Raw genomic sequence first — 26,008 nt, forward strand, 5'->3', positions numbered from 1 at the left:
CCCGTCCGCGGCTGTCCCGGTCCATGTCCTAGCATGGCGGTCTCATGCGCATCCTCGTCACCGGCGGCGCCGGGTTCATCGGATCACAGTTCGTGCGGGCCGCGCTCCGCGGCGAGCTGCCGTCCGGCCCGGGCGCCCGCGTCACCGTCCTGGACAGCCTGGCGTACTCGGGCAACGCGGCCAACCTCGCCGACGTGGCCGGGCACCCGGACTACTCCTTCACGCTCGGCGACATCCGCGACCGGGAGGTGGTGGACGCGGTGATGGCGGGCCAGGACGCGGTGGTGCACTTCGCCGCCGAGTCGCACGTGGACCGCTCCATCGCGGACGCCTCGCCGTTCGTGACCACCAACGTCCTCGGCACCCAGGTGCTGCTGGACGCGGCCCTGCGGCACCGGGTGGGCCGGTTCGCCCACGTCTCGACCGACGAGGTGTACGGCTCGATCGCGGAGGGCACCTGGACCGAGCAGTCGCCGCTCGCGCCGAACTCCCCGTACTCGGCCTCCAAGGCGGCCTCGGACCTGATGGTGCTCGCCTACCACCGCACCCACGGCATGGACGTCACCGTCACCCGCTGCTCCAACAACTACGGGCGCTACCACTTCCCGGAGAAGATGATCCCGCTGTTCGTCACCAACCTGCTGGACGGCCGCAAGGTGCCGCTCTACGGGGACGGGCGCAACGTCCGGGACTGGCTGCACGTCTCCGACCACTGCCGGGGCATCGACCTGGTGCTGCACGGCGGCCGGGCCGGCGAGGTGTACCACATCGGCGGCGGCACCGAGATCACCAACCGCGAGCTGACCGAACGGCTGCTGCGGGCCTGCGGCGCCGGCTGGGACATGGTGGCGCAGGTCGCCGACCGCAAGGGCCACGACCTGCGCTACTCGCTGGGTATCGGCAAGATCCGGGCCGAGCTGGGGTACGAGCCGCTGACCGGATTCGACGAGGGGCTGGCCGACACCGTGGCCTGGTACCGGGACAACCGCCAGTGGTGGGAGCCGCTCAAGGAGAAGGCGGTACTGCCCGCATGACGCGCTGGCTGGTCACCGGGGCGGCCGGCATGCTCGGCCGCGACCTCACCACGGTACTGGGCGCCGTCCCCGGGGCGTCCGTGACCGGCCTGGTCCGGGCCGACCTCGACATCACCGACGGCCGCGCGGTGGACGCCGCGGTCGCCGGGCACGACCTGGTGGTCAACGCCGCCGCCTGGACCGACGTGGACGGCGCCGAGCAGCACGAGGCGGCGGCCACCCGGGTCAACGGGGACGGCGTACGGCGGCTGGCGGAGGCGTGCGCGCGGTACGGGGTACCGCTGCTCCAGGTCTCCACCGACTACGTCTTCGCGGGTGACGCGGACACCCCGTACGCCGAGGACTCCCCCACCGGCCCGCTCGGCGGATACGGGCGCGGGAAGCTGGCCGGCGAGCTGGCGGTGCGCGAGCTGCTCCCGGAGCGCGGGTTCGTGGTGCGGACCGCGTGGCTGTACGGGGAGCACGGCCGCAACTTCGTCCGCACCGTGCTGGACCTGGCCGAGCGCCGCGACACCCTGGACGTGGTGGACGACCAGCTGGGGCAGCCCACCTGGAGCCGTTCGCTGGCGGTGCGGCTGGCCGCGCTGGGCGAGGCGGCGCTGACCGGGCGGGCGCCCGGCGGGATCTACCACGGCACCGCGAGCGGGCAGGTGACCTGGTTCGGACTGGCCCGCGCGGTGTTCGAGCTCTCCGGGCTGGATCCGGAGCGGGTCCGGCCGACCACCTCCGACCGCTTTCCGCGGCCGGCCCGCCGGCCGTCGTACAGCGTGCTCGGCCACCGCGGCTGGGCGCGGGCGGGGCTCGGGCCACTGCCCGGCTGGTACCCGGACCTGGCGGCGGCGCTGCCGCTGCTGCGGGCCACCCGGGTCGACTGACGGTACGTCAGAAGCAGCCCCGGGTCGGCCACCGGCCCACGCCCGGGAGCCCCGCGGTGCTCGATTCGCCCGTTTTTCCCGGGTACTTGACATGACCTTTGCCGATCGTTGGCTCAGACCTTGAGCACTTCGGCACCCGATTGACTGCACACTGTCATGCACTGGCGCCACGGAAACCCCACCAGTCCGCGCCAGTCACGCGAGAAGGAGCAGCATGTCGGCAACCATGCGCTTTACCGCCGTATCCGCCGTGGCAGCGGCACTCCTGTCCTCCCTGGCGGCCACACCCGGCGCCGCCGCCACCGCCGGCCACATCAGGCTGGCACCGCTCGCACGTCACCGCGTCATCAGCCCCGACGGGCGCATCACCCACAGCACCAGCTCCAACTGGGCCGGCTACGCGGCCACCGGCGCCACCTTCACCAGCGTCTCGGCCAGCTGGGTGCAGCCGTCGGTGACGTGCACCAGCAGCACCGCGTACTCGTCGTTCTGGATCGGGCTCGACGGTGACGGCAGCAACTCCGTGGAACAGACCGGCAGCGAGGCGGACTGCTCCGGTGGCCGCGCGCAGTACTACTCGTGGTACGAGATGTACCCGGCCTACCCGGTGAACTACAGCAACGCGGTCAGCGCCGGCGACCACTTCACCGCCACGGTCAGCGTCAGCGGGACCACGTACACCCTGACCCTGTCCGACACCACCCAGGGCTGGACGAAGACCACCACCAAGCGGCAGAGCGGCCTTGCCGACGCCTCCGCGGAGGTCATCGCCGAGGCGCCGTCGAGCAGCTCCGGAGTGCTCCCGCTCGCCCACTTCAGCACGGCGTCGTTCAGCAACGCCACCGCGAACGGGCAGGCGATCGGCAACTACGGCCCCGACAAGATCAACATGGCGTCGGGCAGCACCACCAAGGCGACGACCTCCGCGCTCTCCGGCGGCACCGCCTTCAGCGTCACCTGGAACCACAGCTGAACCGCGCGTTCCACTGACACCACCTGGTGTCAATGACGAGGTGCCGGTCGTGCCACGGGCGACCGGCACCTCGCCGTACAACGGGTTCCGCTTCTGTGACGCAGAGCTAGCATGCTGCTGCTCCGACACCGTTTCCCCCCACAGCGGAGGCTGACATGCGCGGCAAGCACCAGGGAATGTCCGGATCACGCGGCGGCGCGGCGGTGGCCGCGCTGGCGCTGGCGGCGGTGACCGCCGGTACGGCGTCGGCCGCGGCCGACAGCGGTTCGCCGACACCGGTACCGAGGCCGATCGGCCCGCACCAGGCGTTCAGCGGCCTGGTCAACGGCGTCAACGTCGGCGCCGTCGTCAAGGTCGTCTGCGCCGGACCGGTGACGACCGCCTCGACCGGCCACCCGGTGGCCGACCAGACCGTCGCGGTGCAGTTCGTCCCCGACCCGGCGCCGACCTCGGGCTTCACCGGCGACTCGGCGGACCACGCGCTGGTGGAGTTCGGCGCGGCGACCTCGGTCAGCTCGATCCTCCAGCTGAGCGCGTACGGCGTGCCGGCGAAGATCCCGGTCGGCCTGAACCTGCCCTGCTCCGGCACCGGCACGGTCGCCTTCGTCCCCGCGCCGACCAGCGCGAGCGCCCGGCCCTCGCTGATCAAGGTGACCTACGTGAACGTCGCCGTCTCATCCGCCTGATCCACCTGATCCACCGGGCCCGCCCGACCCGGCGGGCCCGCCGGCAGGCTGCACGGCCGGTACGCACGCCGGCGGGCGTACGGCACGGCGGCGCGCCGGCGGCCCCGGCTCACCGGGGCGGGGCGGGGCATGGCGGCTCATTCCACGGCGATGCCGGTGATGACCGGCTCGCCCAGCGGCGCCGACCCGTCCGGGATCCCCGCGGTCCGCAGGGCCGCCGAGGCCAGCTCGCGGGCGCTGTCGCCGGCCGCCGTCTTGGTGTCCGCCTCCACCTCCAGGTGCAGACTGAACGCGGGCGTGCCCTCGTAGACGGTGAGGATGTCCAGGTCCTCGGCCTCGCCCAGCTCGGTTCCCTGCGGGTCGGCCGAGCGCAAGGCGCGCACCAGCTCCTCCCGCGCCCCCTCGGGCGGGGTGTCGAGGAACGTGCCGGGAACGGTGACGACGTAAGTGGTCATGCGGGGACACCTGCCCAGTGGATGGAATCGGACGCCTCGGTCTTCGACCGTACGGCGAACCGCCCCCGGCGCGGGCCCCCGACGCGGGCCCCCGACGCGGGCCTGGCCGGGCGGTACGGGCACCGGGCGCCGGTTCCCGGCCGCCGCCGCCAGGAGGCGCGGCAGCCGGTCAGAAGCGGGCCAGTGCGGGGTCGGCGGCCTTGTCCCAGGCGGCCGGGAGACGGTCGCGGGCGGCGCGGGCCAGCGCGTTCTGCAGGCCGTGCAGCCGGCCGTAGCCGAAGGTGTCCAGGCCGGCCGCGTGGGCGGCGGCGGCCAGGTCCGGCAGTGCGGCGCGGGCCATCACGGCGTCCTGGTGGTCGCCCAGGACCTGCTGCAGGGCCTTGGTGCGGTCGCGCAGGCGGGCGGCCTTCCGGCCGCCGTAGGGCAGGGCGGCCTCCGCGGTGTGCCGGGACCTGCGGGCCGCCTTGCGCGCCTTGTACAGCGCCCGGTCCCCGGCCGGTCCGCGGCCCGCCTCCATGGCCGCGGTGATCCGGCCGGCCAGCCGCCGCCGGTCGCGCGCGGCCACCTTGCCCAGGTGCTCGGCGGCCGGTCCGGCCGCCTTGCCCAGCAGCGGCGGCTCGGCCTGCAGGTTCTCCAGCGCGTCGAGCAGCGCGTGGTAGCGCGGCGAGTCCAGGGCCCGCACCGCCGCCCGCTGGGCGGCCCGGTGGCGTTCGGTCTCCTGGGCGCCGATCCGCCGGGCGAGCGCCTTGTCCGCGGGGTCGGTCAGCGCGCCGGCCTGCTTCCGGAGCTGGGCGGCGAGCACCTCGTGGTCGCGGGAGCTGCCCAGCACCCCGGTGAGCCAGCGCAGCTCGGCCGCAACCGGGTCGGTGCGCCGCCGGTCCAGCACCCGCCGGCTGCCGCGCAGCACACTGCGCAGCCGCCTGCCGGTCGAACGCATCCGGTGCACCGCGTCGGACTCGTCGGCGCGTACCGCGGCGTCGCCGCGGAGCAGTACGCCAAGCTGGTCGCCGAGCCGGGCCATGACCGCCTCGCCGGCCGAGCCGGCCTTGGGGCGGCGGCCGGGCTCAGGGTCGCCGAACTCCTCCGGCAGGCCGCCCGCCAGCGCGTGGCCGAGCTTGTGGGCGCTGGGCGAGGCGTGCCAGCCGCTGTCCTGCAGGAGCTCGGCCGCGGCCCGCATCAGCTTGGCGCCGCCCTGGTCCTTCTCGATCTCGATCTCGGTCCAGTGGGTGACCTGTGTGCTGGTCCCGGAGCCGGCGAGGTGTCCGCCGGCCCACCCGGCGCCGCGGGCCGGCTCCGCGCCGGCGGCGGGTTCCGCCCCCGGGCCCGGCCTCACGACGGTGAGCGTCTTCGCGGCGGCGTCCCGATCCGTACCGGCGCGCCGGCTCCTCCCGCCGGCGGGTGCGGCGCCGCGGCCATTGCCCGCGGGGTGCAGCCGTTCGGTGCCGAGCACCTGGGCGGCGACCCGGTCGTGGGCGACCTCGGCCAGGCAGCGCTCCCGCCGGTCCAGCAGCAGGTACCGCCCGCGGTGGGTGCGCAGGTGCACGACCGGTACCAGCTCCTCACCGCGGGTGTACGCCTTGAGGTGGCGGTTCAGTTCGCCGGGCACGTTGCCCGCCTTGCCCGCCTTGAGCGGGGCGTGGATTTCCCGGCGGTTTCCGCGGTCGCCGGCGGCGGTGGCGGCGGCGGCGGGCAGCTTGACGTGCCAGCCCGCGTCGTGACCGCCGGTGCGGCGGCGCAGCGTGATGCCGTGGGCCAGCAGCCGCAGGCCGGCGGTGTCGTAGTAAAGGGCGTCCAGTTCCTCAAGCTGCTCCTCGCGGACCCGGGAGACGCCCGGCAGCCCGCGCAGGCGCTCGGGGTCGAACACCCCGGACCCTTCGAACCTGGTTTCCTGTTCGATGTCGGTGGTCGTCATGTGGTGCGCGTGCCCGACCCGGGCGGCGTCATTCGGCCCCGGGGCCTGTCGTCGGCCCGGATCCCCGGCCGGCCGCGACTGCCCCGGGCACCCGGCGCGGTATCCGTTTCGGGGGGGAATCGTCCGGGTAGCCGCCGGGGACGGACGACGAGGGAGGCCACAGCCCATGACGGACCAGGGAACCAACAAGACCGGCTTCGCGCGGGACGACGAGCTCAAGAAGGAGCTGCACGGCGAGCTCCAGGCGAACCGCGGGACCCGGGTCGACGAGGCGTACGAGCCGCAGCCGTCGGGAGAGGACCAGCCGGTGGCCGAGTCCGGTGCCGCCTCCGGTCCTGGCGCGCCGGCGCCCGCCGGCATGACCCCCGAGGGGGTGTCGGTCCGCAGCGAGCTGGCCAGGCACCTGGAGCGGGACATCTACCCGGCCGGGCGCTCGGTTCTGCTCGGCACCCTGCGGCGGCACCGGGCGCCGGACGCGCTGGTGGACCGGGTGGCAGGGCTGCCGGAGCACGAGCGCTACCCGAACGTCCAGGCGGTGGTCCGCGCGCTGGGCTTCGGCGTCGAGGACCGCAGGGACTGACCGCGCCCCCGGACGGCCGGTCCGCGGGGGGCGCGGTGGGCACACCGCCCGCGGGGGGACTGCCCTGACCGGCGGCGAGCAGCGGGTGCCGGGACCCCACGGGCCGCCCTCCGAACCGCCACCCCTCCCCTGGGCCCCCTTTCCCCTTCCTCCCGCTCGCGCGCCCGTCGGCGGAGCCGCGCCGTATCGCCCGCGCCTGAGGGGATGGAGGGCGCCGCCACCACGCCGGCGGTGAACGGCACACTGCTCGGCATCGCCGGGTCCAAGGGCTTCGGCGGCGGGTTCGCCGGGCGCAGCGCGGGGGAGTTCGGCGAGCCGGAGATGAAGGCGTTCGTCCGGGCCACCCGGCGCAGCGCCGACAGCTCGCGCCGGGCCCTGGACGAGCTGTCCGACACCGGTTGCGCGCTGCGGACCGCCCTCACCCACTTCTCCCCGGTCCCCGACACGCTCGCCGGTGAGCCGGTGGAGATCTACCCGTTCCTCGGCGGCTGTCTGCTGGCCGAGGCGGTGGACGCGGGCAAGGTCGACCTGGCCGTCCACGGCCACGCCCACGCGGGCACCGAGCACGGCACCACGGTCGGCGGCGTCACGGTCCGCACCGTGGCCCAGCCGGTGCTGCGCGCCTTCGCCGTCTACCACCTGGACCCCGACGGGGGCTGAGCGGCGCGGTCAGCGGGCGCGGGCCCCGAGGACGCAGAACTCGTTGCCCTCGGGGTCGGCGAGGACCACCCACGTCTGGGAGTCGCCCTGGCCGACGTCGGCGCGCCGGGCGCCGAGCGCGAGGAAGCGCGCGACCTCGGCGTCGCGGTCGTCGGGGCGGAAGTCGAGGTGCAGCCTGTTCTTGACCGTCCTGGGGTCGTCGACCCGGACGAAAACCAGGCCCGGCAGCCGGTCGGGTGCGGGCCTGATCTCGTACTCGTCGGCGTCGTCGCTGACCACGGCCCAGCCCAGCGCGTCGGCCCACCAGCGCCCGAGCGCCACCGGATCCGCCGCGTCCACCACCACTTGCTCCCACTCCACGGCCATGGCGACGAGCCTATGCCATCGCCTCGGGGTGGCGTCGGGACCCGACCTGCGGGACGTCGTCCTGGTCGGCCACTCCACGGGCGGCGGCGTGGTCGGACGCTACCCCGGGACGTACGAGGCCGCCCGGACGGCGAAATCGGGGCCGCCGACGGGTGACGCGGATCTGTACCTCAAGCCGGAGCCGGTCAGGACCGCCTTCGCGCCGGACGTGCCCGCGGCGCGGCAGAAGCAGCTGGCCGCGACGCAGCGCCCGGTGGCGGCGCCGGCGTTCGAGGGGCCCTCGGGCGTCCCGGTGTGGGACGATCCCCTCCCGGGACCTGATCATCCGGCCGGCCGAGCAGCGGGTGACGGCCCGGGCCGCCCGCGCCCACGTCGAAAAGATCGACTCCTCGCACGTGTCACCGGTCTCCCACCCGGAGGCCGTCGCGGGCCTCATCGCCGAGGCGGCCCGCGTCACCGGCTGACCCGGTCGCGGCGGCGGACGCGCAGCGGTCCCGCCCGGACCGTTCCGGACCCGCCGGCGCGGCACCGGGCGCCACCCCGAGAGGTGCCGGCGGGTCCGGAGGGTGCGCACGGGGCAGTGGTCCGGCAGGCGGTGACATCTTTTTTCGGGTTCGACCCGGTGCGTCAGCGGGCGACGGCGGATACGCTGCGTAAGCCGCTAATCTTCAATGACAATAGTTGCGGACGCTGGTTATCACATACGCACTATACTTGCCGGTATGCGCCGCCCGCCCCCCGGTCGCGCGCCCGTCCCTGGAGGCAGTCATGACCGCTACGGACCCGGCACTGACCGCGCTGGCCGACAGCTGGTGCGCCCTGTCGGTGCTGCACGGCCGGATCGAATCCCACATCGAGCGGGCACTCCAGGCCGGACACGGCCTGAGCGTACGCGAGTACTCGCTGCTCGACGTGCTGAGCCGGCAGCACGAGGGCAAGGGCGGGCGGATGCAGATGAGACAGGTGGCCGACGCGGTGGTGCTCAGCCAGTCCGCCACCACCCGGTTGGTCACCCGGCTGGAGGAGCGCGCGCTGCTGTCGCGCTACCTGTGCCCCACCGACCGCCGCGGCATCTACACCGACGTGACCCCGGCCGGTCTGGAGCTGCTGGAGGCGGCCCGGCCCACCAACAGCGCGGCACTGCGTGAGGCACTGGACCAGGCGGCCCTCGACGCGCAGTTGGCACCGCTGGTCGCGGCCGTCGAGGAGATCCGCAGCCCGGCCGCACTGTGACCGGCCCCCGGCCAGCGGGTCCCACCGCCAGGTAGGGGTTGCCGCCAGGGGAGGACTGCCCGCGGGGGAGGGCCACCGGGAAGCGGCCCCGAGCCGGCGCCGGGTGCCGCCTTCGCCCGGACTCTGCCGGATAGGCGGCTCTGAGCCCGCGCCACCTCATCCACCGCCTTCGCCCGCCGGCGAAGGCGGTGTTCTGCCTGCCGCGCCGGAGCGCGGACCGCGCCGCGGCCGGTCCCGTGCTCCCCCGCCGCCTCAGCGGGCCGGGCGGGCGCCCGGAACCGGGCAGGGTCCGAACCGGGCGATCCCAACGCACCACTGGGTGACCGGTGTCACGCGCTCCCCGCACCATGCCCGTCCAGCTGCGGCCGTCCACTTCCGGTCCGGGCCGAACCGGGCCGTTTGTCATCCGTTACGGACCGCGGACAGGCCCTGGCCCGTTGGTATAAATCTTCTGCGGGCAATACCGGGCAGGAACTGCCCGGATCGGCGGACGAGCGGGAGAGCGAGGTGGCGGTCATGCGGGCCCAGGAGCGCCAGCACCGCATCCTCGCGCTGGCCCGCCATCGGGGCGAGGTCGAGGTCACCGCGATGGCCGCCGAGCTCGCGGTGGCGCCCGAGACCGTCCGGCGCGATCTCGGCGTGCTGGAGCGCAGGGGGCTGGTCCGCCGTACCTACGGCGGGGCCTACCCGGTCGAGGGAGCGGGTTTCGAGACCGACCTGGCCCAGCGGGTCACCCTGCACGTCGCCGACAAGCGCCGGATCGCCGCCGAGGCGGTCAAGCTGCTCGGCGAGGCGGAGACGGTGTTCGTCGACGAGGGCTACACCCCGCAGATCCTCGCCGCGCTGCTGCCGGGCGACCGGCCGCTGACCGTGGTCACCGCCTCGCTGTCGACGGCGGCGGCGATCGCCGACTCCCCCAACACCACGGTGCTGCTGCTCGGCGGCCGGGTCCGGGCCCGGACCCTGGCCACCGTCGGCTCCTGGGCCTGCGCGATGCTGTCCGGTTTCGTGATCGATCTGGCCTTCATGGGGTCCAACGGCATCTCCCGGGAACTGGGCCTGACCACACCCGATCCGGTCGTCGCCGACGTCAAGGCCAAAGCACTGGCGGTCTCGCGCCGGCGGGTGTTCATGGGCCACCACAGCAAGTTCGGCGCGAGCAGTTTCTGCCGCTTCGCCGAAGTGGCCGACTTCGAGGCCATCGTCACCGACAGCGGCCTGTCCGGCGCCGAGGCGCACCGCTACGCCCTGCTCGGCCCGCGCGTCTTCAGGGTCTGACCCGCGGGCCCGCCCCGCCCCCGACACACCGGGCCGCCGCCGAGCCCGGATCCCGACTCCCCCTACCGCTCCCGCACGCCCTTCCGGGCCACCCCCATGCCCGGCCGGCCCCGCCCTCCCCCGTCCCCACCCGTCCACCTCCGTCCCCATTCATCCCCATTCATCCGCCTCCCCCTTCGCACCGCGCCTCTCCCCCCACTCCCTCGCCCTGTCATGAAAGGGACGCGTCATGACACACACCACGGGAACCACCCGCCGGTTACTCCCCCCGCTCGCCCTGGCCGTCTGCGGCACCCTGCTGGCCGCGGCCTGTTCCGGGGCGGGCGGCTCCGGCGGCTCCGGCTCGCACTCCATCAACGTACTGATGGTGAACAACCCCCAGATGGTGGACCTGCAGAAGCTCACCGCCGCCGACTTCACCAAGACCACCGGGATCAGGGTGAACTTCACCGTGCTGCCCGAGGACGACGCCCGCGACAAGTTCACCCAGGACTTCTCCAGCCAGGCCGGGCAGTACGACATCGCCACCATCAGCAACTACGAGACGCCGTTCTACGCCAAGAACGGCTGGCTGTCGCCGCTCACCGACCGGGCCGGGGCCGACGCCTCCTTCGACCAGGGCGACATCCTGCCCGCCATGCAGGAGTCGCTGTCCGTCGGCGGCCGGATCTACGCCGAGCCGTTCTACGGCGAGTCGTCGTTCCTCATGTACCGCAAGGACGTGTTCGCGGCGAAGGGCCTGACCATGCCCGCCGCCCCGACCTGGACCCAGGTCGCCGACCTCGCCGCGAAGGCCGACGGCGCCGAGCCCGGTATGAAGGGCATCTGCCTGCGCGGCCAGCCCGGCTGGGGCGAGATGCTCGCGCCGCTGACCACGGTGGTGAACACCATGGGCGGCACCTGGTTCGACAAGGACTGGCAGGCCCGACTGGACAGCCCGGAGTTCACCAGGGCCACGCGGTTCTACGTGGACCTGGTCCGCCGGCACGGCGAGGCCGGGGCGCCGCAGTCCGGCTTCACCGAGTGCCTCAACGACCTGGAGCAGAGCAAGGTCGCCATGTGGTATGACGCCACCTCCGCGGCCGGCGCGCTGGAGGCGTCCGACTCCCCGGTCGCGGGAAAGCTCGGCTACGCGCCGGCGCCCGTCGAGCAGACCAAGAGCTCGGGCTGGCTCTACACCTGGGCCTGGGGCGTGCAGAAGGCGAGCAAGCACCAGGACGACGACTGGAAGTTCATCTCCTGGGCATCCGGCAAAGGTTACGAGCAGCTGGTCGGCGAGCGGCTCGGCTGGTCGCGGGTACCGGCCGGCAAGCGCACCTCCACCTACGCCGATCCGCGCTACGTCGCCGCCTCGGCCGCCTTCGCCGAGCCCACCCTGGCCGCGCTGGAGGCCGCCGACCCGGACGACCCGGGCGTGCAGCCGCGCCCCGCGCCCGGCATCCAGTTCGTCGGCATACCGGAGTTCACCGACCTGGGCACCCAGGTCTCCCAGCAGCTCAGCTCGGCGATCGCCGGCCGTACCAGCGTGCCGGACGCGCTGAAGGCGAGTCAGTCGCTGGCCGAGAAGGTGGCCGACAAGTACGCGGGGAAGTGACGGCCGTGAGCAGCCCTCAAGCCGTCCGGCGCCTGCCCGCGCCGCGGACCGCGACCGGGCGGGCGGCCACCTCCCCGCCGGCCGCCCGGCCGCGCGGCGGCTGGGCGCGGCGCGCCCCGCTGCTGCCGGCGCTGGTGTTCATGGTCGTGGTGACCCAGCTGCCGTTCGTCGGCACCCTGGTGATCTCCTTCATGCGCTGGAACTCCCTGGACCCCGGTGACCGGGGCTTCGCCGGGGTGCGCAACTACCGGGCGGAGTTCACCGATCCGCGGCTGCGCTCGGCACTGACCACCACCGTGGTGCTGACCGTGACCGTGGTGGCGGTCAGCCTGCTGCTCGGCCTCGGCCTGGCACTGCTGCTGGACCGGCGGTTCGCCGGCCGCGGCGTGGTGCGCACCCTGCTGATCACCCCGTTCCTGGTGGTGCCGGTGGCGTCCGCGCTGCTGTGGAAGCACGCGCTCTACAACGCCACCTACGGCCTGTTCAACGGGACGCTGACCTGGGTGTGGAGCCTGTTCGGCAGCGACTCGGCGCCGCAGCCGGACTGGCTGTCGGTGATGCCGCTGCTGTCGGTGGAGGCGTCGCTGGTGTGGCAGTGGACGCCGTTCATGATGCTGATCCTGCTGGCCGGGCTGCAGAGCCGCCCCGCCGACGTCACCGAGGCGGCCCGGGTGGACGGCGCCGGAACCTGGCACGTCTTCCGCTATCTGACCTTCCCGCACCTACGGCGCTACCTGGAGCTGGCGGCGCTGCTCGGCACGGTCTACGTGGTGCAGAACTTCGACGCGGTCTTCACCCTCACCTCAGGCGGCCTGGGCACCGCGAACCTGCCGTACACCGTCTACACCACCTTCTACCAGGCCCACGACTACGGCCAGGCGTCCGCCGAAGGGGTGATCGTGGTGGTGCTGTCGATCATCGTGGCGACCTTCGCGCTGCGGACCGTCTCGTCGCTGTTCCGGGAGGAGATCGGCTGATGGCCCCGACCGTAGTCACCGCCGTTGGGGCCGCCCGGCGGTCCGGCCCGGGTCCCCGGCCCCGGCGCGGCGGCGCGCTGCTGGGCCTTCTGGCCTGGGTGTGCGGGATCGTCTTCTTCCTGCCGTTCGCCTGGATGGTGCTCACCTCGCTGCACGGCGAGCAGGACGCGGCGACCAACCCGCCGAGGCTGGGCGCGCCGCTGACGCTGCACGGCTACCGGGAGTTCTTCGGCGCCGGCACCGGCGTCAGCCCGTGGCCGCCGCTGGTCAACTCGTTCACCGCAAGCCTGGCCTCCACCGTGCTGGTGCTGCTGCTGGCCACCCCGGCGGCGTACGCGCTGTCGGTCAAGCCGGTTCGCAAGTGGACCGACGTGATGTTCTTCTTCCTGTCCACGAAGATGCTGCCGGCGGTCGCCGGGCTGCTGCCGGTGTACCTGATCGCGAAGAACACCGGGCTGCTGGACGACATCTGGCTGCTGGTCGTCCTCTACACCTCGATGAACCTGCCGATCGCGGTGTGGATGATGCGGTCGTTCCTGGCCGACGTGCCGGTGGCGGTCATCGAGGCGGCGTCGATCGACGGCGCCGGCCTGCCGACGGTACTGGTGCGGATCGTCGCGCCCATCGTCTCACCGGGCATCGCGGCCACCGCGCTGATCTCGTTCATCTTCAGCTGGAACGAACTGCTCTTCGCCCGGGTGCTGACCGGTGTGGTGGCCGGTACCGCGCCGGTGTTCCTGACCGGCTTCGTCACCAGCCAGGGCCTGTTCCTGGCGAAGGTGTGCGCCGCCGCCGTGTGCATCTCCCTGCCGGTGCTCGCCGCCGGGTTCGCCGCCCAGGACAAGCTCGTCCAGGGCCTCTCCCTTGGAGCCGTCAAGTGAAGGCAGCCGTCATCAGCGCCCCCGGCGCGGTGAGCGTCGAGACCGTCGAGGACCCGGCGCCGGGCCCGTCCGACGTCGTGGTACGGGTCGCCGCGTGCGGCCTGTGCGGGACCGATCTGCACATCCTGCGGGGGGAGTTCGCGCCGACCCTGCCGATCGTGCCCGGTCATGAGTTCGCCGGGGAGATCGTCGCCGTCGGCGGCCTGGTGACCGGGCTGGCGGTCGGCGACCAGGTGGCGGTGGACCCGTCGCTGTACTGCCACCAGTGCCACTACTGCCGGCTCGGCCGGAACAACCTGTGCGAGCGGTGGGCGGCGATCGGGGTGACGGCGCCGGGCGGCGCCGCCGAGTACGCCGTCGCGCCCGCCGCCAACTGCGTGAAGCTGCCGCCGCACGTCCGCACGCGGGACGCGGCGCTGATCGAGCCGCTGTCCTGCGCGGTCCGCGGCTACGACGTGCTGCGCAGCAGCCTGGCCAGCCATGTGCTGATCTACGGGTCCGGCACGATGGGCCTGATGATGCTGGAGCTGGCCAAGCGCACCGGCGCCGCGACGGTGGACGTCGTGGACGTCAACGAGGAGCGGCTGGGCACCGCCAGGGCCCTCGGGTGCAGCGCGGCGGCGGTGAGCGCCGACGAGATCGAGCGGGCCCGCGGCTGGGACGTGGTGATCGACGCGACCGGCAACGCCGAGGCGATCCAGGACGCGCTCGGCCGGGTCGGCAGGGGCGGCACGTATCTGCAGTTCGGGGTCGCCGACTACGCCGCGCGCGCTGTCATCGAGCCGTACCGCGTCTACAACCAGGAGATCACCATCACCGGCTCCATGGCGGTGCTGCACAGCTACGAGCGGGCCGCCGAGCTGTTCGCCGCCGGGGTGCTCGACCCGGAGGTGTTCATCAGCGACCGGCTGCCGCTGGCCGACTACGCCGGCGCCCTGGAGCGGTTCCGGGCCGGCCGGGGCCGCAAGATCCAGGTCACCCCCTGACCGGCCGCGGAACGCGTGCCGTCGCGGGGAGGCGGCCCGCGTTCCGCCCGCTCGGGCGGCCCGCGCGGCGACCGGCCGGGGGCCTGGTGGCTGCGGCCCGGTGGCGGGGAAGTAACGATTCGGCGAGTCGGGGGGTCTTCGCCGCGGGCTCGCATGCGGGCCCGGCGAACGGGGCACAAGCAGGCTCATGACGAAGATCGGCCTGCCCCGCGGCGTCCGCGTGTGCCTTTTCGACCTCGACGGTGTGCTCACACCGACCGCGCTGATCCACGCCGCGGCCTGGAAGGAGATGTTCGACGGGTTCCTCCGGCAGCGCGACGGCGGGGATTTCCGGCCCTTCGACGCGACCGCGGACTACGACACCTACGTGGACGGCCGCCCGCGCGCCGAGGGGGTGCGCAGTTTCCTGGACTCCCGCGGCATCGAGCTGCCCGAGGGCGACGACGACGACCCGCCGGACCGGGCGACCGTGCACGGCCTGGGCAACCGCAAGAACGTGCTGGTGCTCCGGAAGATCCGCGAGGTCGGCGTGCGGCCCTACCCGGGCTCGGTGCGCTATGTGGAGGCGGTACGGTCGGCGGGTCTGCGGACCGCGGTGGTCTCCTCCAGCGCCAACTGCCGGGACGTGCTGGTCTCGGCCGGAATCGAGCATCTGATGGACGTACGGGTCGACGGGAACACCGCCATCGAGCTGGGCCTGCGCGGCAAGCCCAAACCGGACACCTTCCTGGAGGCGGCCCGCCGGCTCGGCGCCGAGGCGGACGAGGCGGCGGTCTTCGAGGACGCGCTGGTCGGCATGGACGCCGGCCGCGAGGGCCGGTTCGGGTACGTGGTGGGCGTGGACCGGGTGGGCCAGGCCGAGGAGCTGCGCCGGCACGGCGCGGACACGGTGGTCACCGATCTGGCCGAGCTGCTGGGGAGGACCGTGTGATCAGCCATCCCGCGTACGACGTGGCACCGTGGGCGCTGCGCGAGAGCGAGCTGAACTTCGACGTGCTGCCGCAGAGCGAGTCGGTGTTCGCGCTGTCCAACGGGCACATCGGCTGGCGCGGCAACCTCGACGAGGGCGAGCCGAACGGGCTGCCGGGCTCGTACCTCAACGGTCTGCACGAGCTGCACCCGCTGCCGTACGCCGAGGCCGGCTACGGCTATCCGGAGTCCGGGCAGACCGTCATCAACGTCACCAACGGCAAGCTGATCCGGCTGCTGGTGGACGACGAGCCGTTCGACCTGCGGTACGGCACGATCCGCTTGCACGAGCGGGAGCTGGACCTGCGGGCCGGGGTGCTGCGCCGGGTGTGCGAGTGGGTCTCGCCGGCCGGGCGCGCGGTGCGGGTGCGGTCCACCCGGATGATCTCCTTCCAGCAGCGCGCGGTGGCGGCGATCTCCTACGAGGTGGAGCCGCTGGAGGAGCAGGTGCGGGTGGTGGTCCAGTCGGAGCTGATCGCCAACGAGGAGATCCCGCGGGTGGCGGGCGATCCCCGGGTGGCCGCGGCGCTGGAGTCGCCGCTGCGCTCGGAGGAGCACTCCGCGGCCGGCACCCGGCTGCGGCTGGTGCACTCCACCGTCCGCAGCAGGCTGCGGGTGGCGGCGGCCGCCGACCACCGGGTGACCGGGCCCGAACCCACCACCAGGATCTCCGCGGAGTCCGGTGACGACGTGAGCCGGCTGACGGTGACCGCGGTACTGGACCCGGGCCAGAAGCTGACGATGGAGAAGTTCGTCGCCTACGGCTGGTCGGCGACCCGTTCGCTGCCCGCGCTGCGCGACCAGGCGGACGCCGCGCTGGTGGGCGCGCTCGACACCGGCTGGCAGGGGCTGCTGGACCAGCAGCGCGGGTACCTCGACGACTTCTGGGAACGCGCCGACGTCGAGGTGGACGGCGACACCGAGATCCAGCAGGCGGTCCGGTTCGCGCTGTTCCACGTGCTGCAGACCGGTGCACGGGCCGAGGAGCGGGCGATCCCGGCGAAGGGGCTGACCGGCTCCGGCTACGACGGCCACACCTTCTGGGACGCTGAGACGTTCGTCCTGCCGCTGCTGACCTTCACCTCACCGCGGGCCGCCTCGGAGGTGCTGCGCTGGCGGTACAACACCCTGCCGTCGGCGCGCGAGCGGGCCGCGCAGCTGGGGCTGTCCGGGGCGACGTTCCCGTGGCGGACGATCAACGGCGACGAGGCGTCCAGCTACTGGCCGGCCGGCACCGCGGCCTTCCACGTCAACGCCGACATCGCCGACGCGGTGGTCCGGTACGTGGCGGCGACCGGCGACGACGCCTTCGAGAAGGAGACCGGTCTGGAGATCCTGGTGGAGACCGCCCGGCTGTGGCGCTCGCTGGGCCACCACGACCACGCCGGGGCGTTCCACATCGACGGGGTGACCGGCCCCGACGAGTACAGCGCGGTCGCCGACGACAACGTGTACACGAACCTGATGGCGCAGGCCAACCTGGTGGCCGCCGCCGACGCGGCCGAGCGGCACCCGCGGCACGCGGCGGAACTCGGCGTGGCCGCCGAGGAGACGGCGGCCTGGCGGGACGCGGCGGCGGCGATGACCGTGCCGTACAACGCGGACCTCGGGGTGCACGAGCAGTCGGCGGGCTTCACCCGGCACCAGGTGTGGGACTTCGCCGGCACCGACGTCGACCACTACCCGCTGCTGCTGAACTACCCGTACTTCGACCTCTACCGCAAGCAGGTGGTCAAGCAGGCCGACCTGGTGCTGGCGATGTACCTGCGGGGCGACGCCTTCACCGACGCCGAGAAGGCCCGAAACTTCGCCTACTACGAGCCGCTGACGGTGCGGGACTCCTCGCTGTCGGCGTACTGCCAGTCGGTGATCGCCGCGGAGGTCGGCCATCTCCAGCTCGCCCACGACTACCTGGGCGAGTCGGCGATGATGGACCTGGAGGACCTGGAGAACAACGCCAGGGACGGGCTGCACATCGCGGCGCTGGCCGGCACCTGGACGGCGCTGGTGGCCGGGCTCGGCGGGATGCGGCTGTTCGACGGCCACTCGATCCGGTTCGCGCCCCGGCTGCCGGACGCGCTCAGCCGGATCGCCTTCCGGCTGCTGTTCCGGGGCCGGCGGCTGCGGGTGGAGTTCACCCGCTCGTCGGCGACGTACACCCTGGCGGAGGGCGAGCCACTGGAGGTGCTGCACTACGAGCAGCCCTTCACGCTGACCGCCGAGCGGCCGGTGGTCCGTGAGGTGCCGGCCTACGCGCACCGCCCGGAGCCGTCCCAGCCGGCCGGCCGGGCGCCGCGCCGCCGCCACCACCCGGCCTGACCGTCGGCGCCACCACCGCCCCGCGGGGCCCGGGACCGGTCCCGGGCCCCGCGTACCCCTGCCGCACCAGAAAACACAGCTCTTTGCGGTCCCCGCAACGTAAATTTCTTGCTTCTGCTCGCATTATTGCGGGCGTGTGTCGTCGACCCTACGATCGGTGCGCGCGGTGACCCCGCCACCCTGCCGTACGGCTGTTGCTCCCTCTCGTCACGAACCTCCTCCTCCCGAAGGGACAACGACCGGTGAGAAAGCTCCGCCTGATCGCCGCCCCGAGCGCCGCGGCCCTGGCCGCCCTCCTGGTCCCCGGTGCGACCTCCGCCGTCGCGAGCACCACGGACCTGCCCGGCGCCTGCCAGTACTACACCGACTACGACTTCGTCTACGGCCAGCTGAACCTGTACGCGAGCAAGACCTGCAACGGGGTCAGCCAGCCCGGGTACGCGGTGATCGAGAAGGTCGGCGCCGGCGGCAACATCACCGCGGTGGCCTACGGCTTCGGCATCGTGCACTACACCTGCCAGGGCACCGCGGTGAACACCTTCCGCTTCGACGGCGAGATCAACAAGCAGGTCATCCTCGATCCGGGCGCACTCCCCTGCGGCTGACCGGCGGCCGCCGCCGCGGGCCGCTGGCGCGCGGCGGCGGGCGGCGGCCGGTCAGAGCCAGCCGCGCCGTTTGAACTGGAAGTACAGGTAGGCCACGAGCGCCACCATCAGGGCCAGCACCGCCGGATAGCCCCAGATCTGGTGCAGTTCCGGCATGTGGTCGAAGTTCATGCCGTAGATCCCGGCGATCAGCGTCGGCACCGCGATCATGGCCGCCCACGCCGAGATCTTGCGCATGTCGTCGTTCTGCCGGACGCCGACCTGGGTGAGGTGCGCGGCGAGGATGTCGGACAGCAGCCGGTCCAGGCCCTCCCCCGCCTCGTTGGCGCGGGCCAGGTGGTCGGCCACGTCCCGGAAGAACGGCCGGGTCTCCCGGGGGACGTAGGGCGCGGTGCCGGACACCAGCCGGGCCATCGGCTCGCTCAGCGGCCCGGTGGCCCGGCGGAACTCCAGCACCTGGCGCTTGAAGGAGTAGATGACGCCGGCCACCCGGGTGGCCTCGCCGCCGCCGGACGGGGCGAAGACCTGCTCCTCCAGCTCCTCCAGGTCGACCTGGAGTTCGGCGGCGATGTCCAGGTAGTCGTCCACCACCGCGTCGCAGACCGCGTAGAGCACCGCGACCGGCCCGCGCCGCAGCACGTCGGGCTCCTTCTCCAGCCGGGCGCGCACCTGGGCGCCGGTGCGTGCCTCGCCGTGCCGGACCGTCACCACGAAGGACTCGCCGATGAAGACCATCAGCTCGCTGGAGTGCACCCGGGCCTGGCCGTCGTCGTAGGCCAGCGGCCGGACGACGGTGAACAGCGCCCCCTGGTAGCCCTCCATCTTGGGTCGCTGATGCGCCTTCAGGGCGTCCTCGACGGCCAGCGGGTGCAGCCCGAACTCCGACGCCAGCAGGTCGAACTCCTCGGCGTCCGGCTCGCTCATGCCGACCCAGATGAAGGAGTCGTCGCCGGAGGTGCGGCACTCCGCCAGCGCCTCGGAGAGGTCACCCGGGGTCTCCGCGCGCCGGCCGTCCCGGTAGATGGCGCAGTCCACGATCACGTGCACATCCTTTCCGCGTCGTCGTGCGGGCCTACCAGGTCGTACCAGGTCGTACCACCGCCGACCGGAGCCGGGCCGGAACCGGGCCGGTCACCGGGAGGTGCGGCCGGTCAGCCGCCCTGGACGTCGGCGGGGGCGGGTTCGGGCGCGGGCCTGGCCCTGGCGGCCAGCGCCCGGGAGTGCTCGACGTTGAAGTGGGCGCCGACCAGCAGGGCCAGGTTGGAGAACCACAGCCAGACCAGGAACACCACCGTCCCGGCCAGCGGCCCGTAGAGCCGGTTGTACGTGCCCAGGTGCGAGGTGTACGCGGCGAAGCCCGCGGAGGTGGCCAGCCACAGCCCCACCGCGAGGGCGCCGCCCGGCGCCAGCGCCCGCAGCGACCTGCTGCCGCGCGGCCCGGACCGGAACAGCACCAGGACCAGCGCCGAGGCCACCACCAGCAGCAGCGGCCAGCGCAGGCCGCGCCAGGCGGCGAGGGTGGCCCCGTTCATGTTCAGCAGTGTGCCGGTCCTGCGGGCCAGCACCCCGGTCACCACCAGGCACAGCGCGCTGCACACCAGCAGCACCAGCAGGGTCACCGAGGTGATGACGACCCGGGGCACGGTACGCCAGGCGGGGCGGCGGTCGGTAACTCCGTGCATGATGTGCAGCCCCCGCCGGAACACGCTGGCGTAGGCGCACGCCGACCATATGGCGCCCGCCCCGCCGATCACCGACAACGACAGGCTGGCCGACCTGTCGCGCGCCATGTCCAGCAGCGCCTGGGCCACCACCGGGCGCGACTCGGCGGGCAGCAGCGTGGTGACGCCCGCGGACAGGCTGCCGTCGTCCTCCCCGCCGGTCAGTCCGAGCAGCGAGACGGTCATCAGCAGCGCGGGGAATATCGCCAGCACGGCGTAGTACGTGAGGGCCGCGGCGCGCTCGGTGGCGTCCTTGTCCCAGGCGGCGGCCAGGGTGTGGAACAGGGTGCGCAGGAAACGGAGCAGGCCGGCGGCGGCGCGCACGGCCCGGCCACGCCGGTGTTCCGGCTTCCGTGCCGGGTCGCCCTGCGGCCGGCCGTCCGGCCGGTGTCCGCGCCCGGTCCGGGACACCGAGCTCTCCCCAGTAGCCACCCCTGCACCCTCCCACTGGTACGGCCACGGTTCCATGGCCCTGTCTCTACACGTCTATGCCCCGGACCGGCGGTTCCATGGCGGTGTCCGCCGACCGCCCGGCGCGCCGGGTGGGAAGGCGGACCGGCAGGACCGATCCGCCCCGGCCCAGGAGGATGCGCGATGTCCGAGACGACCGACCCTTCCCTGCCGACGCCCGAACCCCGGTGGAACCGGGCGTCGGGCCCCGGCTGGGGCCCCACGCCGCAGCCGGTGCAGCAGCCCGCGGCCGAGCCCGGGGGCGCGCGCACGGGGGCGCTGCTGATCCTCGGCGCGGTGGTGATCATAGCCGTCGTGCTGCTGGTCCACGCGCTGACGGCGAGTTGACCTCCGGCGGGTGAGCCGAACCGCCGCGGCCGGTCGCGGGCCGGACCGCGCGGGCCGGGCACCAAGCCCGTAACGGCTTCAAGCCCGCCCTTCCGGGCGGGTTCGGCCGGGTGCCACACTCATGGATGTGCCCGACTTCGACATGCTTGTCATCGGTTCAGGTCCCGGCGGCCAGAAGGCCGCCATCGCGGCGGCGAAACTCGGGCGGCGGTCGGCGGTCGTGGATGTGCCCGACCGGCTCGGCGGCGTCTCGCTGCACACCGGGACCATCCCCTCCAAGACGCTGCGCGAGGCGGTGCTCTACCTCACCGGGCTCAACCAGCGCGATCTGTACGGCCAGAGCTACCGGCTGAAGGAGGACATCACCATCGCCGACCTGACCGCGCGCACCCAGCACGTGGTCACCCGCGAGGTCGACGTGATCCGCAGTCAGCTCGCCAGGAACCAGGTGGCGATGCTGCCCGGCGTCGGGCGGTTCGTCGACGACCACACGGTCGCGGTGCGGGACGCCGCCGGGCGCGACCGGCTGGTGACGGCCGACCACATCGTGATCGCCACCGGCACCCGCCCGGCCCGGCCGGCCAGCGTGGAGTTCGACGACGTCACGGTGATGGACTCCGACAGCGTGCTGAACCTGGAACGGGTGCCGCGGTCGATGGTGATCGTGGGCGCCGGGGTGATCGGCATGGAGTACGCGTCGATGTTCGCGGCCCTGGGCAGCAAGGTCACGGTGGTCGAACAGCGCGACGGCATGCTGGACTTCTGCGACGGGGAGGTCGTGGAGGCGCTCAAGTACCATCTGCGGGACCTGGCGGTGACCTTCCGCTTCGGCGAGACCGTCGCCGCCGTCGAGCGGCACGCCAGGGGCACCCTCACCGTGCTGGCCAGCGGCAAGAAGATCGCCGCGGACGCGGTGATGTACTCCGCCGGGCGGCAGGGGCTCACCGAGGGTCTCGGCCTGGACCGGGCCGGTCTGAGCGCGGACAAGCGCGGCCGGATAGCGGTGGACGGCGAATACCGCACCGCGGTGCCGCACATCTACGCCGTCGGTGACGTCATAGGCTTCCCCGCGCTGGCCGCCACCTCCATGGAGCAGGGCCGCTGCGCGGCCTACCACGCCTTCGGCGAGCCGGTGCACGCGCTCCAGGACGTGCAGCCGATCGGCATCTACACCATCCCCGAGATCAGCTTCATCGGCCGCACCGAGGACCAGCTGACCGACGGCCTGATCCCCTTCGAGGTCGGTGTCTCCCGCTACCGCGAACTCGCCCGCGGCCAGATCATCGGCGACGCGCACGGCATGCTCAAACTGCTGGTCTCCCCCACCGACCGCAAGCTCCTCGGCGTCCACTGCTTCGGCACCGGCGCCACCGAGCTCATCCACATCGGCCACGCGGTCATGGGCTGCGGCGGCACCGTCGACTACCTCGTCGACGCCGTCTTCAACTACCCGACGCTCGCCGAGTCGTACAAGGTCGCCGCCCTGGACGTCACCAACAAGATCCGCCAGATCGACCGGATGGACGGCTGACGGCCGGCCGCCGGGCTGTACGGCCCGGCGGACAGGCCGCGGGCCCGGCCGGATGTCCGGTCGGGCCCGCGGCGGTCAAGGATGCCCGCAGGGGGGTTACCAGCGGTACCACCGACCGCGGGAGCCACCGGTGCCGGTGCCGCGGACGACGAAGCCGAGCAGCCAGACGACGAGGACGACGACCGCCACCCACCAGAGGACATTGAGGGCGAATCCGGCGCCGAAGAGAATCAGGGCGAGCAGTAGGACGAGAAGCAGGGGACCCATGGTTGTCAACCTCCTGAGCGCCGCTTGCCCCCTGGTGAAAGCAGCATGCACACGAACACGCGGACGATTGCCGTCATCTTCGCGCCGGTCCGGATGAATCCCGGCATGGGGGTAGGCGCACACCATGACCGACTACAGAGCCCTGCACCTGATACGCGATCTGCCGCCTCTCGTCGAGGCGCCGGGCCTGCCCGGCGAGGGCGGCCCGCACCGCGAGCAGCCCTCGGCCGGCGAGGACGGCGAGAGCCGTCCGGCGGTACGGACGGGGGCGCCGCGCTCCACGACGACCGCGCCCGAGGCCTGAGGCAGGGGCCGCCGCTGCCGCCTCACGGCCGGGCGGCGCCCGGCGGGTCCGGGCCGGGGCCCTGGTCCGCTCCGGCAGCCGGTCGGCGGTCCGGGAGGTGACGATCCGCCCCACCGGAAGGCCCGCCTCCTCGGCGCGGGCGCAGCCGTGGAGCTGCCGGTCGGGCCGGCCGGAGGGGTGCGCGTCGCGGTCAGCGTTGAGGGGCGCGCCGGCGTCCCGCCGAACAGTGCGCGGCGGGTCGAGGCGTTCGGGCCGGCCGTTGACCCCCAGTCCGGCGGCGGCGGCGCGGCGGCCCGGCCGGCGCAGCCGGTGCCGTCGGCGCCCGCGTCACGTCACGTGTTGGGCACCTTCAACGCGTCCCACGTCTCCTTCCCCGGCGGCCACTCCAGCGCCGCGCCGCTCCAGCCCTTGTGGTGGTCGGTGTTGTACTTGCGCTGCCACGCCTCGTACGAGGCCACGTCCCCGGACCCGATGACGTCCTTGTTCGCGCTGCTGGTGTAGTGGTCGCAGCCGACCGCGACCAGCCGGGCGTGCATGGCGGCGACCACCGGGGAGCGGCGGCCGGCGGTGAACCAGTCGGCGCCGGGGAACGGCTCGTAGGCCGGGGCGGGGCTGCCTTTGCGGGCCCACGCCTGGAGGGCCGCCTTGCTGGTGAAGTTCGCCACGTCGTGGTCGATGCCGCCGCTGTCGCTGTACTGGTGGATGGTCCAGGCGTGTTCGACCCGCGGCTGCCCGGCCGCGCCGCCGGGGTCGGCGATCCACAGGCCGTCGCCCGCGAACGAGGTGGTGTCGCGGTGCAGCCAGAAGTCGCGGTTGCAGTAGAGCAGGACCCGGTGGCCGGGGGCGGCGGCCTGGGCCTGCTTGATCCAGGCGTCCTTGTCGGCGGCCGACACGTCGGCGTCCTCCCAGTCCAGCGCCAGGAGGTCGCCGGCCTTCGGGGCGGCGTGCTTCAGGAAGTACGCGACCTGGGCGGCGACCGGGCCGGCCTTGGCGTAGTGGTAGTGGCCCACGACCAGGCCGTGGGAGCGGCCGGTGGCGATCTGGGCGGCGTGCTTGGCGTTGACGTAACCGGCGCCCTCGGTGGCCTTCACGATCACGAAGCTCAGTCCGGCGGTGGCGTAGGTCGTGTTCTGGTAGGAGGCGACGTCGATTCCGTTGACGGTCATGGGCAGTCCTTGGGTGCGGCGGGCGCGTGGCCGACCGGTGGGTGGTTCAGTGCACGGCGCTGACGTCGAAGGTGTCACCGCAGACGAGCGGACCACTGGTGGCCAATGTCAGGGACTCGGTGGACCCGGGCGGGTACACCTTGAGGAAAGCGGGTTTGGCCCAGCAACTGTCGCCCTTTATACCCCTGTTGAGGGTGTGCAGATCGGCCTCCACGGTCTGTCCGGCCGGGACGCGGACCGGTATGGCGGCGGCGCCCGACCGGTCGGCGGGCCTGCCTATGACGCTGCCGTCGCCCCGGATCAGGGACACGCCGGGGAAGCCGTTCAAGGTGCAGGACCGCTTGGTGGTGTTGGTGAAGTCCACCGGGTAGTAGATGTTGCCGGCGCCCGGGTCGCCGCGGCCGAGCCGCATCCGCAGGCCGGCGACGGTGCACCGGCTGCCGGCCGCCGCCCGGGGACCAGCGGAGGACGGTGCGCCGCTGGTGGCGGGGGTGGTGGCGGCGGCCGGCGGCGCGGAGGTGGCGCTCGGCGCCGGGCCGGCGGCGGCCGTCGTCGGCGCGGCCGTACTGACGGGCGCGGCGGGGGTGTTGGCGGAGGTGTCGCCGGCGGCGCCGGTGCCGCAGCCGACGGCGCCGAGGGCCAGTACGGTCAGCACGCCCGCGGCGAGCGGTATGAGGTGGCGGCGGCGTACCGGACCGAGAGGTCCGGGTGCCGGGGGTGTCGTTACCTGCTCTGGCGTAGGTCCCATACTGTTCGGGTGCTCCGCGGACGGGCGCCTCGAACCTTCGCGGTCGCGATTGTTGCCGTATCGGCGCAATCCGCCATGTGGGCGATAAACCGTCGTTCACTCCGACGGGGGAGTGTCAAACGGCTGTACCCGTCCCGCGCTACCCGTCCCGCGCTACCCGTCCCGCGGGCCCCGGCGCCTCGCGGGCGGCTCCGCCCGCGACGGCCCGCACGGCCTCCGCCCGGTCCGCGTTCAGCGGCGGGCCTTCTCCTCGCGGGACGGTCCGGCCTCGCCGTCCGGTCCGGTGTGCTCCTCCCCGCCGCGCTCGCGCCGCCTGCGCCGCAGGTGCCAGACGACGGCGGCGGCGACCACGGCCACCGCGACGACCACCGCCACCGCGGTGCCCGCGGTGCGCTCGACCTTCTGGTAGGCGGCGCCGGCGAAGTAGCCGACCAGGACGAAGCCGGTGCCCCAGACGAGGCCGCCGAGCGCGTTGAAGAGCAGGAAGACCCGGTACGGCATCCGGCTGATGCCGGCCAGCGCCGGCATCAGGGCGCGGAAGAAGGCGATGAAGCGGCCGAGGAAGACCGCGGCGGGGCCGCGTCTGCGGATCAGCTCCTGGGCGCGGTCGGTCCGGTCGCGGTGGCCGCGCAGCGCCTTGGTGTCCAGGATGCGGGTGCCGAAGCGGCGGCCGACCTCGTAGCCCACCGAGTCGCCGGTCACCGCCGCCAGCACCACCAGGACCGCCATCCACACGACGGAGACCTTGTGCTGCCCGGCCACCACCCCGCCGAGGACCGCGGCGGTCTCGCCGGGCAGCACGAAACCGAAGAAGAGCGCGTCCTCGCAGAAGACGAGCGCGAAGACGACGGCGTAGACCGCGGGTCCCGAGGCCCTCGACAGCCAGTCGGTGATGGAGTGCATGGGTGCCAGCGTGCCTCAGCGCACGACGCGCGGCCTGCGGCGCAGCCGGAAGAATCCGTAGACGAGGTCGGCGGCCAGGACGACGACGCCGATGACCAGCAGGTAGCCGAGACCGCCGGCGACCGCGCCGATCAGGCCGAGCACGATCGCGGCGAGGACGAGGAACAGGAACAGACTCATGGGGTGC

The 26,008-nt window shown here is 73.4% G+C and carries 27 protein-coding genes and 1 pseudogene; 18 read left to right on the top strand and 10 right to left on the bottom strand.

What is annotated here, in order from left to right; all coding sequences use genetic code 11:
• Window positions 1–44: 44 nt before the first annotated feature.
• The 4 genes from rfbB (at window position 45) to RLT57_RS01990 (ending at window position 3,568) form a co-directional block, all read left to right on the top strand.
• Window positions 45–1,034: a dTDP-glucose 4,6-dehydratase gene (rfbB, locus tag RLT57_RS01975; protein ID WP_311295623.1), complete on the top strand. Its 990-nt coding sequence runs from the start codon at window positions 45–47 to the stop codon at window positions 1,032–1,034.
• Window positions 1,031–1,909 carry a dTDP-4-dehydrorhamnose reductase gene (rfbD, locus tag RLT57_RS01980; protein ID WP_311295624.1) on the top strand — a complete coding sequence of 293 codons (879 nt, stop codon included), beginning with the start codon at window positions 1,031–1,033 and terminating at the stop codon, window positions 1,907–1,909. Before rfbB ends, rfbD begins: the two co-directional genes overlap by 4 nt.
• Window positions 1,910–2,159: 250 nt before the next feature.
• Window positions 2,160–2,882: a G1 family glutamic endopeptidase gene (locus RLT57_RS01985; protein ID WP_311295625.1), complete on the top strand. Its 723-nt coding sequence runs from the start codon at window positions 2,160–2,162 to the stop codon at window positions 2,880–2,882.
• Window positions 2,883–3,037: 155 nt separating this feature from the next.
• Entirely contained in the window at window positions 3,038–3,568 is a 531-nt protein-coding gene (locus RLT57_RS01990; protein WP_311295626.1) for a hypothetical protein, read from the top strand.
• 137 nt (window positions 3,569–3,705) lie between these two features.
• On the opposite strand, the gene RLT57_RS01995 is transcribed toward RLT57_RS01990, so the two are convergent.
• Window positions 3,706–4,023: a hypothetical protein gene (locus RLT57_RS01995; RefSeq protein WP_311295627.1), complete on the bottom strand. Its 318-nt coding sequence runs from the start codon at window positions 4,021–4,023 to the stop codon at window positions 3,706–3,708.
• Window positions 4,024–4,192: 169 nt separating this feature from the next.
• The gene (locus RLT57_RS02000) at window positions 4,193–5,935 is read right to left on the bottom strand and encodes a CYTH and CHAD domain-containing protein (RefSeq protein WP_311295628.1); all 1,743 of its coding nucleotides are present in this window, start codon (window positions 5,933–5,935) and stop codon (window positions 4,193–4,195) included.
• Between the two features lie 166 nt (window positions 5,936–6,101).
• Between RLT57_RS02000 and RLT57_RS02005 the strand changes: the two genes are divergently transcribed.
• Together RLT57_RS02005 and RLT57_RS02010 are read left to right on the top strand one after the other, a co-directional pair.
• Window positions 6,102–6,515 (top strand): DUF2795 domain-containing protein, encoded by a 414-nt coding sequence (locus RLT57_RS02005; RefSeq protein WP_311295629.1) that lies wholly within the window; start codon window positions 6,102–6,104, stop codon window positions 6,513–6,515.
• A 204-nt stretch (window positions 6,516–6,719) separates the two neighbouring features.
• Window positions 6,720–7,175, top strand: a pseudogene (locus RLT57_RS02010) (metallophosphoesterase family protein); the annotation flags it as partial.
• Between the two features lie 9 nt (window positions 7,176–7,184).
• Here the strand turns inward: RLT57_RS02010 and RLT57_RS02015 are convergent.
• Complete coding sequence (locus tag RLT57_RS02015; protein ID WP_311295630.1) at window positions 7,185–7,541, bottom strand: VOC family protein; 357 nt, start codon at window positions 7,539–7,541, stop codon at window positions 7,185–7,187.
• A 768-nt stretch (window positions 7,542–8,309) separates the two neighbouring features.
• Between RLT57_RS02015 and RLT57_RS02020 the strand changes: the two genes are divergently transcribed.
• The 9 genes from RLT57_RS02020 (at window position 8,310) to RLT57_RS02060 (ending at window position 18,383) form a co-directional block, all read left to right on the top strand.
• The gene (locus tag RLT57_RS02020) at window positions 8,310–8,774 is read left to right on the top strand and encodes a MarR family winged helix-turn-helix transcriptional regulator (protein WP_311295631.1); all 465 of its coding nucleotides are present in this window, start codon (window positions 8,310–8,312) and stop codon (window positions 8,772–8,774) included.
• Between the two features lie 516 nt (window positions 8,775–9,290).
• On the top strand, window positions 9,291–10,052 hold the full coding sequence (locus RLT57_RS02025) for a DeoR/GlpR family DNA-binding transcription regulator (RefSeq protein WP_311300535.1): 762 nt from the start codon (window positions 9,291–9,293) through the stop codon (window positions 10,050–10,052).
• Window positions 10,053–10,281: 229 nt separating this feature from the next.
• The gene (locus RLT57_RS02030) at window positions 10,282–11,646 is read left to right on the top strand and encodes an ABC transporter substrate-binding protein (protein ID WP_311295632.1); all 1,365 of its coding nucleotides are present in this window, start codon (window positions 10,282–10,284) and stop codon (window positions 11,644–11,646) included.
• A gap of 5 nt (window positions 11,647–11,651) precedes the next feature.
• Window positions 11,652–12,623 carry a carbohydrate ABC transporter permease gene (locus tag RLT57_RS02035; RefSeq protein WP_399127864.1) on the top strand — a complete coding sequence of 324 codons (972 nt, stop codon included), beginning with the start codon at window positions 11,652–11,654 and terminating at the stop codon, window positions 12,621–12,623.
• Window positions 12,623–13,504: a carbohydrate ABC transporter permease gene (locus RLT57_RS02040; RefSeq protein ID WP_311295633.1), complete on the top strand. Its 882-nt coding sequence runs from the start codon at window positions 12,623–12,625 to the stop codon at window positions 13,502–13,504. The genes RLT57_RS02035 and RLT57_RS02040 overlap by 1 nt, the downstream gene beginning before the upstream one ends.
• Complete coding sequence (locus tag RLT57_RS02045; protein ID WP_311295634.1) at window positions 13,501–14,490, top strand: zinc-dependent alcohol dehydrogenase family protein; 990 nt, start codon at window positions 13,501–13,503, stop codon at window positions 14,488–14,490. Before RLT57_RS02040 ends, RLT57_RS02045 begins: the two co-directional genes overlap by 4 nt.
• A 187-nt stretch (window positions 14,491–14,677) precedes the next feature.
• Window positions 14,678–15,421, top strand: a complete 744-nt coding sequence (locus RLT57_RS02050) for an HAD family hydrolase (protein ID WP_311295635.1) — start codon at window positions 14,678–14,680, stop codon at window positions 15,419–15,421.
• Window positions 15,418–17,778 carry a glycoside hydrolase family 65 protein gene (locus RLT57_RS02055; protein WP_311295636.1) on the top strand — a complete coding sequence of 787 codons (2,361 nt, stop codon included), beginning with the start codon at window positions 15,418–15,420 and terminating at the stop codon, window positions 17,776–17,778. The genes RLT57_RS02050 and RLT57_RS02055 overlap by 4 nt, the downstream gene beginning before the upstream one ends.
• A gap of 242 nt (window positions 17,779–18,020) precedes the next feature.
• The gene (locus tag RLT57_RS02060) at window positions 18,021–18,383 is read left to right on the top strand and encodes a hypothetical protein (RefSeq protein ID WP_311295637.1); all 363 of its coding nucleotides are present in this window, start codon (window positions 18,021–18,023) and stop codon (window positions 18,381–18,383) included.
• Between the two features lie 51 nt (window positions 18,384–18,434).
• On the opposite strand, the gene corA is transcribed toward RLT57_RS02060, so the two are convergent.
• Window positions 18,435–19,424 (bottom strand): magnesium/cobalt transporter CorA, encoded by a 990-nt coding sequence (gene corA, locus RLT57_RS02065; protein WP_311295638.1) that lies wholly within the window; start codon window positions 19,422–19,424, stop codon window positions 18,435–18,437.
• Between the two features lie 110 nt (window positions 19,425–19,534).
• Entirely contained in the window at window positions 19,535–20,536 is a 1,002-nt protein-coding gene (locus tag RLT57_RS02070) for a YihY/virulence factor BrkB family protein (RefSeq protein ID WP_311295639.1), read from the bottom strand.
• Window positions 20,537–20,698: 162 nt separating this feature from the next.
• On the opposite strand from RLT57_RS02070, the gene RLT57_RS02075 reads away from it, so the two are divergent.
• A complete protein-coding gene (locus RLT57_RS02075) occupies window positions 20,699–20,902 on the top strand; it encodes a hypothetical protein (RefSeq protein WP_311295640.1) in 204 nt (67 codons plus the stop codon).
• A gap of 127 nt (window positions 20,903–21,029) precedes the next feature.
• Window positions 21,030–22,433, top strand: a complete 1,404-nt coding sequence (gene sthA, locus RLT57_RS02080; protein WP_311295641.1) for a Si-specific NAD(P)(+) transhydrogenase — start codon at window positions 21,030–21,032, stop codon at window positions 22,431–22,433.
• A 96-nt stretch (window positions 22,434–22,529) separates the two neighbouring features.
• On the opposite strand, the gene RLT57_RS02085 is transcribed toward sthA, so the two are convergent.
• Window positions 22,530–22,700 carry a hydrophobic protein gene (locus tag RLT57_RS02085; RefSeq protein WP_311295642.1) on the bottom strand — a complete coding sequence of 57 codons (171 nt, stop codon included), beginning with the start codon at window positions 22,698–22,700 and terminating at the stop codon, window positions 22,530–22,532.
• A gap of 124 nt (window positions 22,701–22,824) precedes the next feature.
• Here RLT57_RS02085 and RLT57_RS02090 point away from each other — a divergent pair, with 124 nt between their 5' ends.
• On the top strand, window positions 22,825–23,004 hold the full coding sequence (locus tag RLT57_RS02090; protein WP_311295643.1) for a hypothetical protein: 180 nt from the start codon (window positions 22,825–22,827) through the stop codon (window positions 23,002–23,004).
• A 332-nt stretch (window positions 23,005–23,336) separates the two neighbouring features.
• On the opposite strand, the gene RLT57_RS02095 is transcribed toward RLT57_RS02090, so the two are convergent.
• The 4 genes from RLT57_RS02095 to RLT57_RS02110 form a co-directional block, all read right to left on the bottom strand.
• Entirely contained in the window at window positions 23,337–24,170 is an 834-nt protein-coding gene (locus tag RLT57_RS02095; RefSeq protein WP_311295644.1) for a GH25 family lysozyme, read from the bottom strand.
• A 46-nt stretch (window positions 24,171–24,216) separates the two neighbouring features.
• Window positions 24,217–24,825 (bottom strand): DUF4232 domain-containing protein, encoded by a 609-nt coding sequence (locus tag RLT57_RS02100; protein WP_311295645.1) that lies wholly within the window; start codon window positions 24,823–24,825, stop codon window positions 24,217–24,219.
• 324 nt (window positions 24,826–25,149) lie between these two features.
• Window positions 25,150–25,821 (bottom strand): DedA family protein, encoded by a 672-nt coding sequence (locus RLT57_RS02105; protein ID WP_311295646.1) that lies wholly within the window; start codon window positions 25,819–25,821, stop codon window positions 25,150–25,152.
• 15 nt (window positions 25,822–25,836) lie between these two features.
• Entirely contained in the window at window positions 25,837–26,001 is a 165-nt protein-coding gene (locus RLT57_RS02110; RefSeq protein WP_311295647.1) for a hypothetical protein, read from the bottom strand.
• Between the last annotated feature and the right edge of the window lie 7 nt (window positions 26,002–26,008).

The sequence above is a fragment of the Streptomyces sp. ITFR-21 genome (assembly GCF_031844685.1).
In the GTDB taxonomy this organism is placed as follows: domain Bacteria; phylum Actinomycetota; class Actinomycetes; order Streptomycetales; family Streptomycetaceae; genus Actinacidiphila.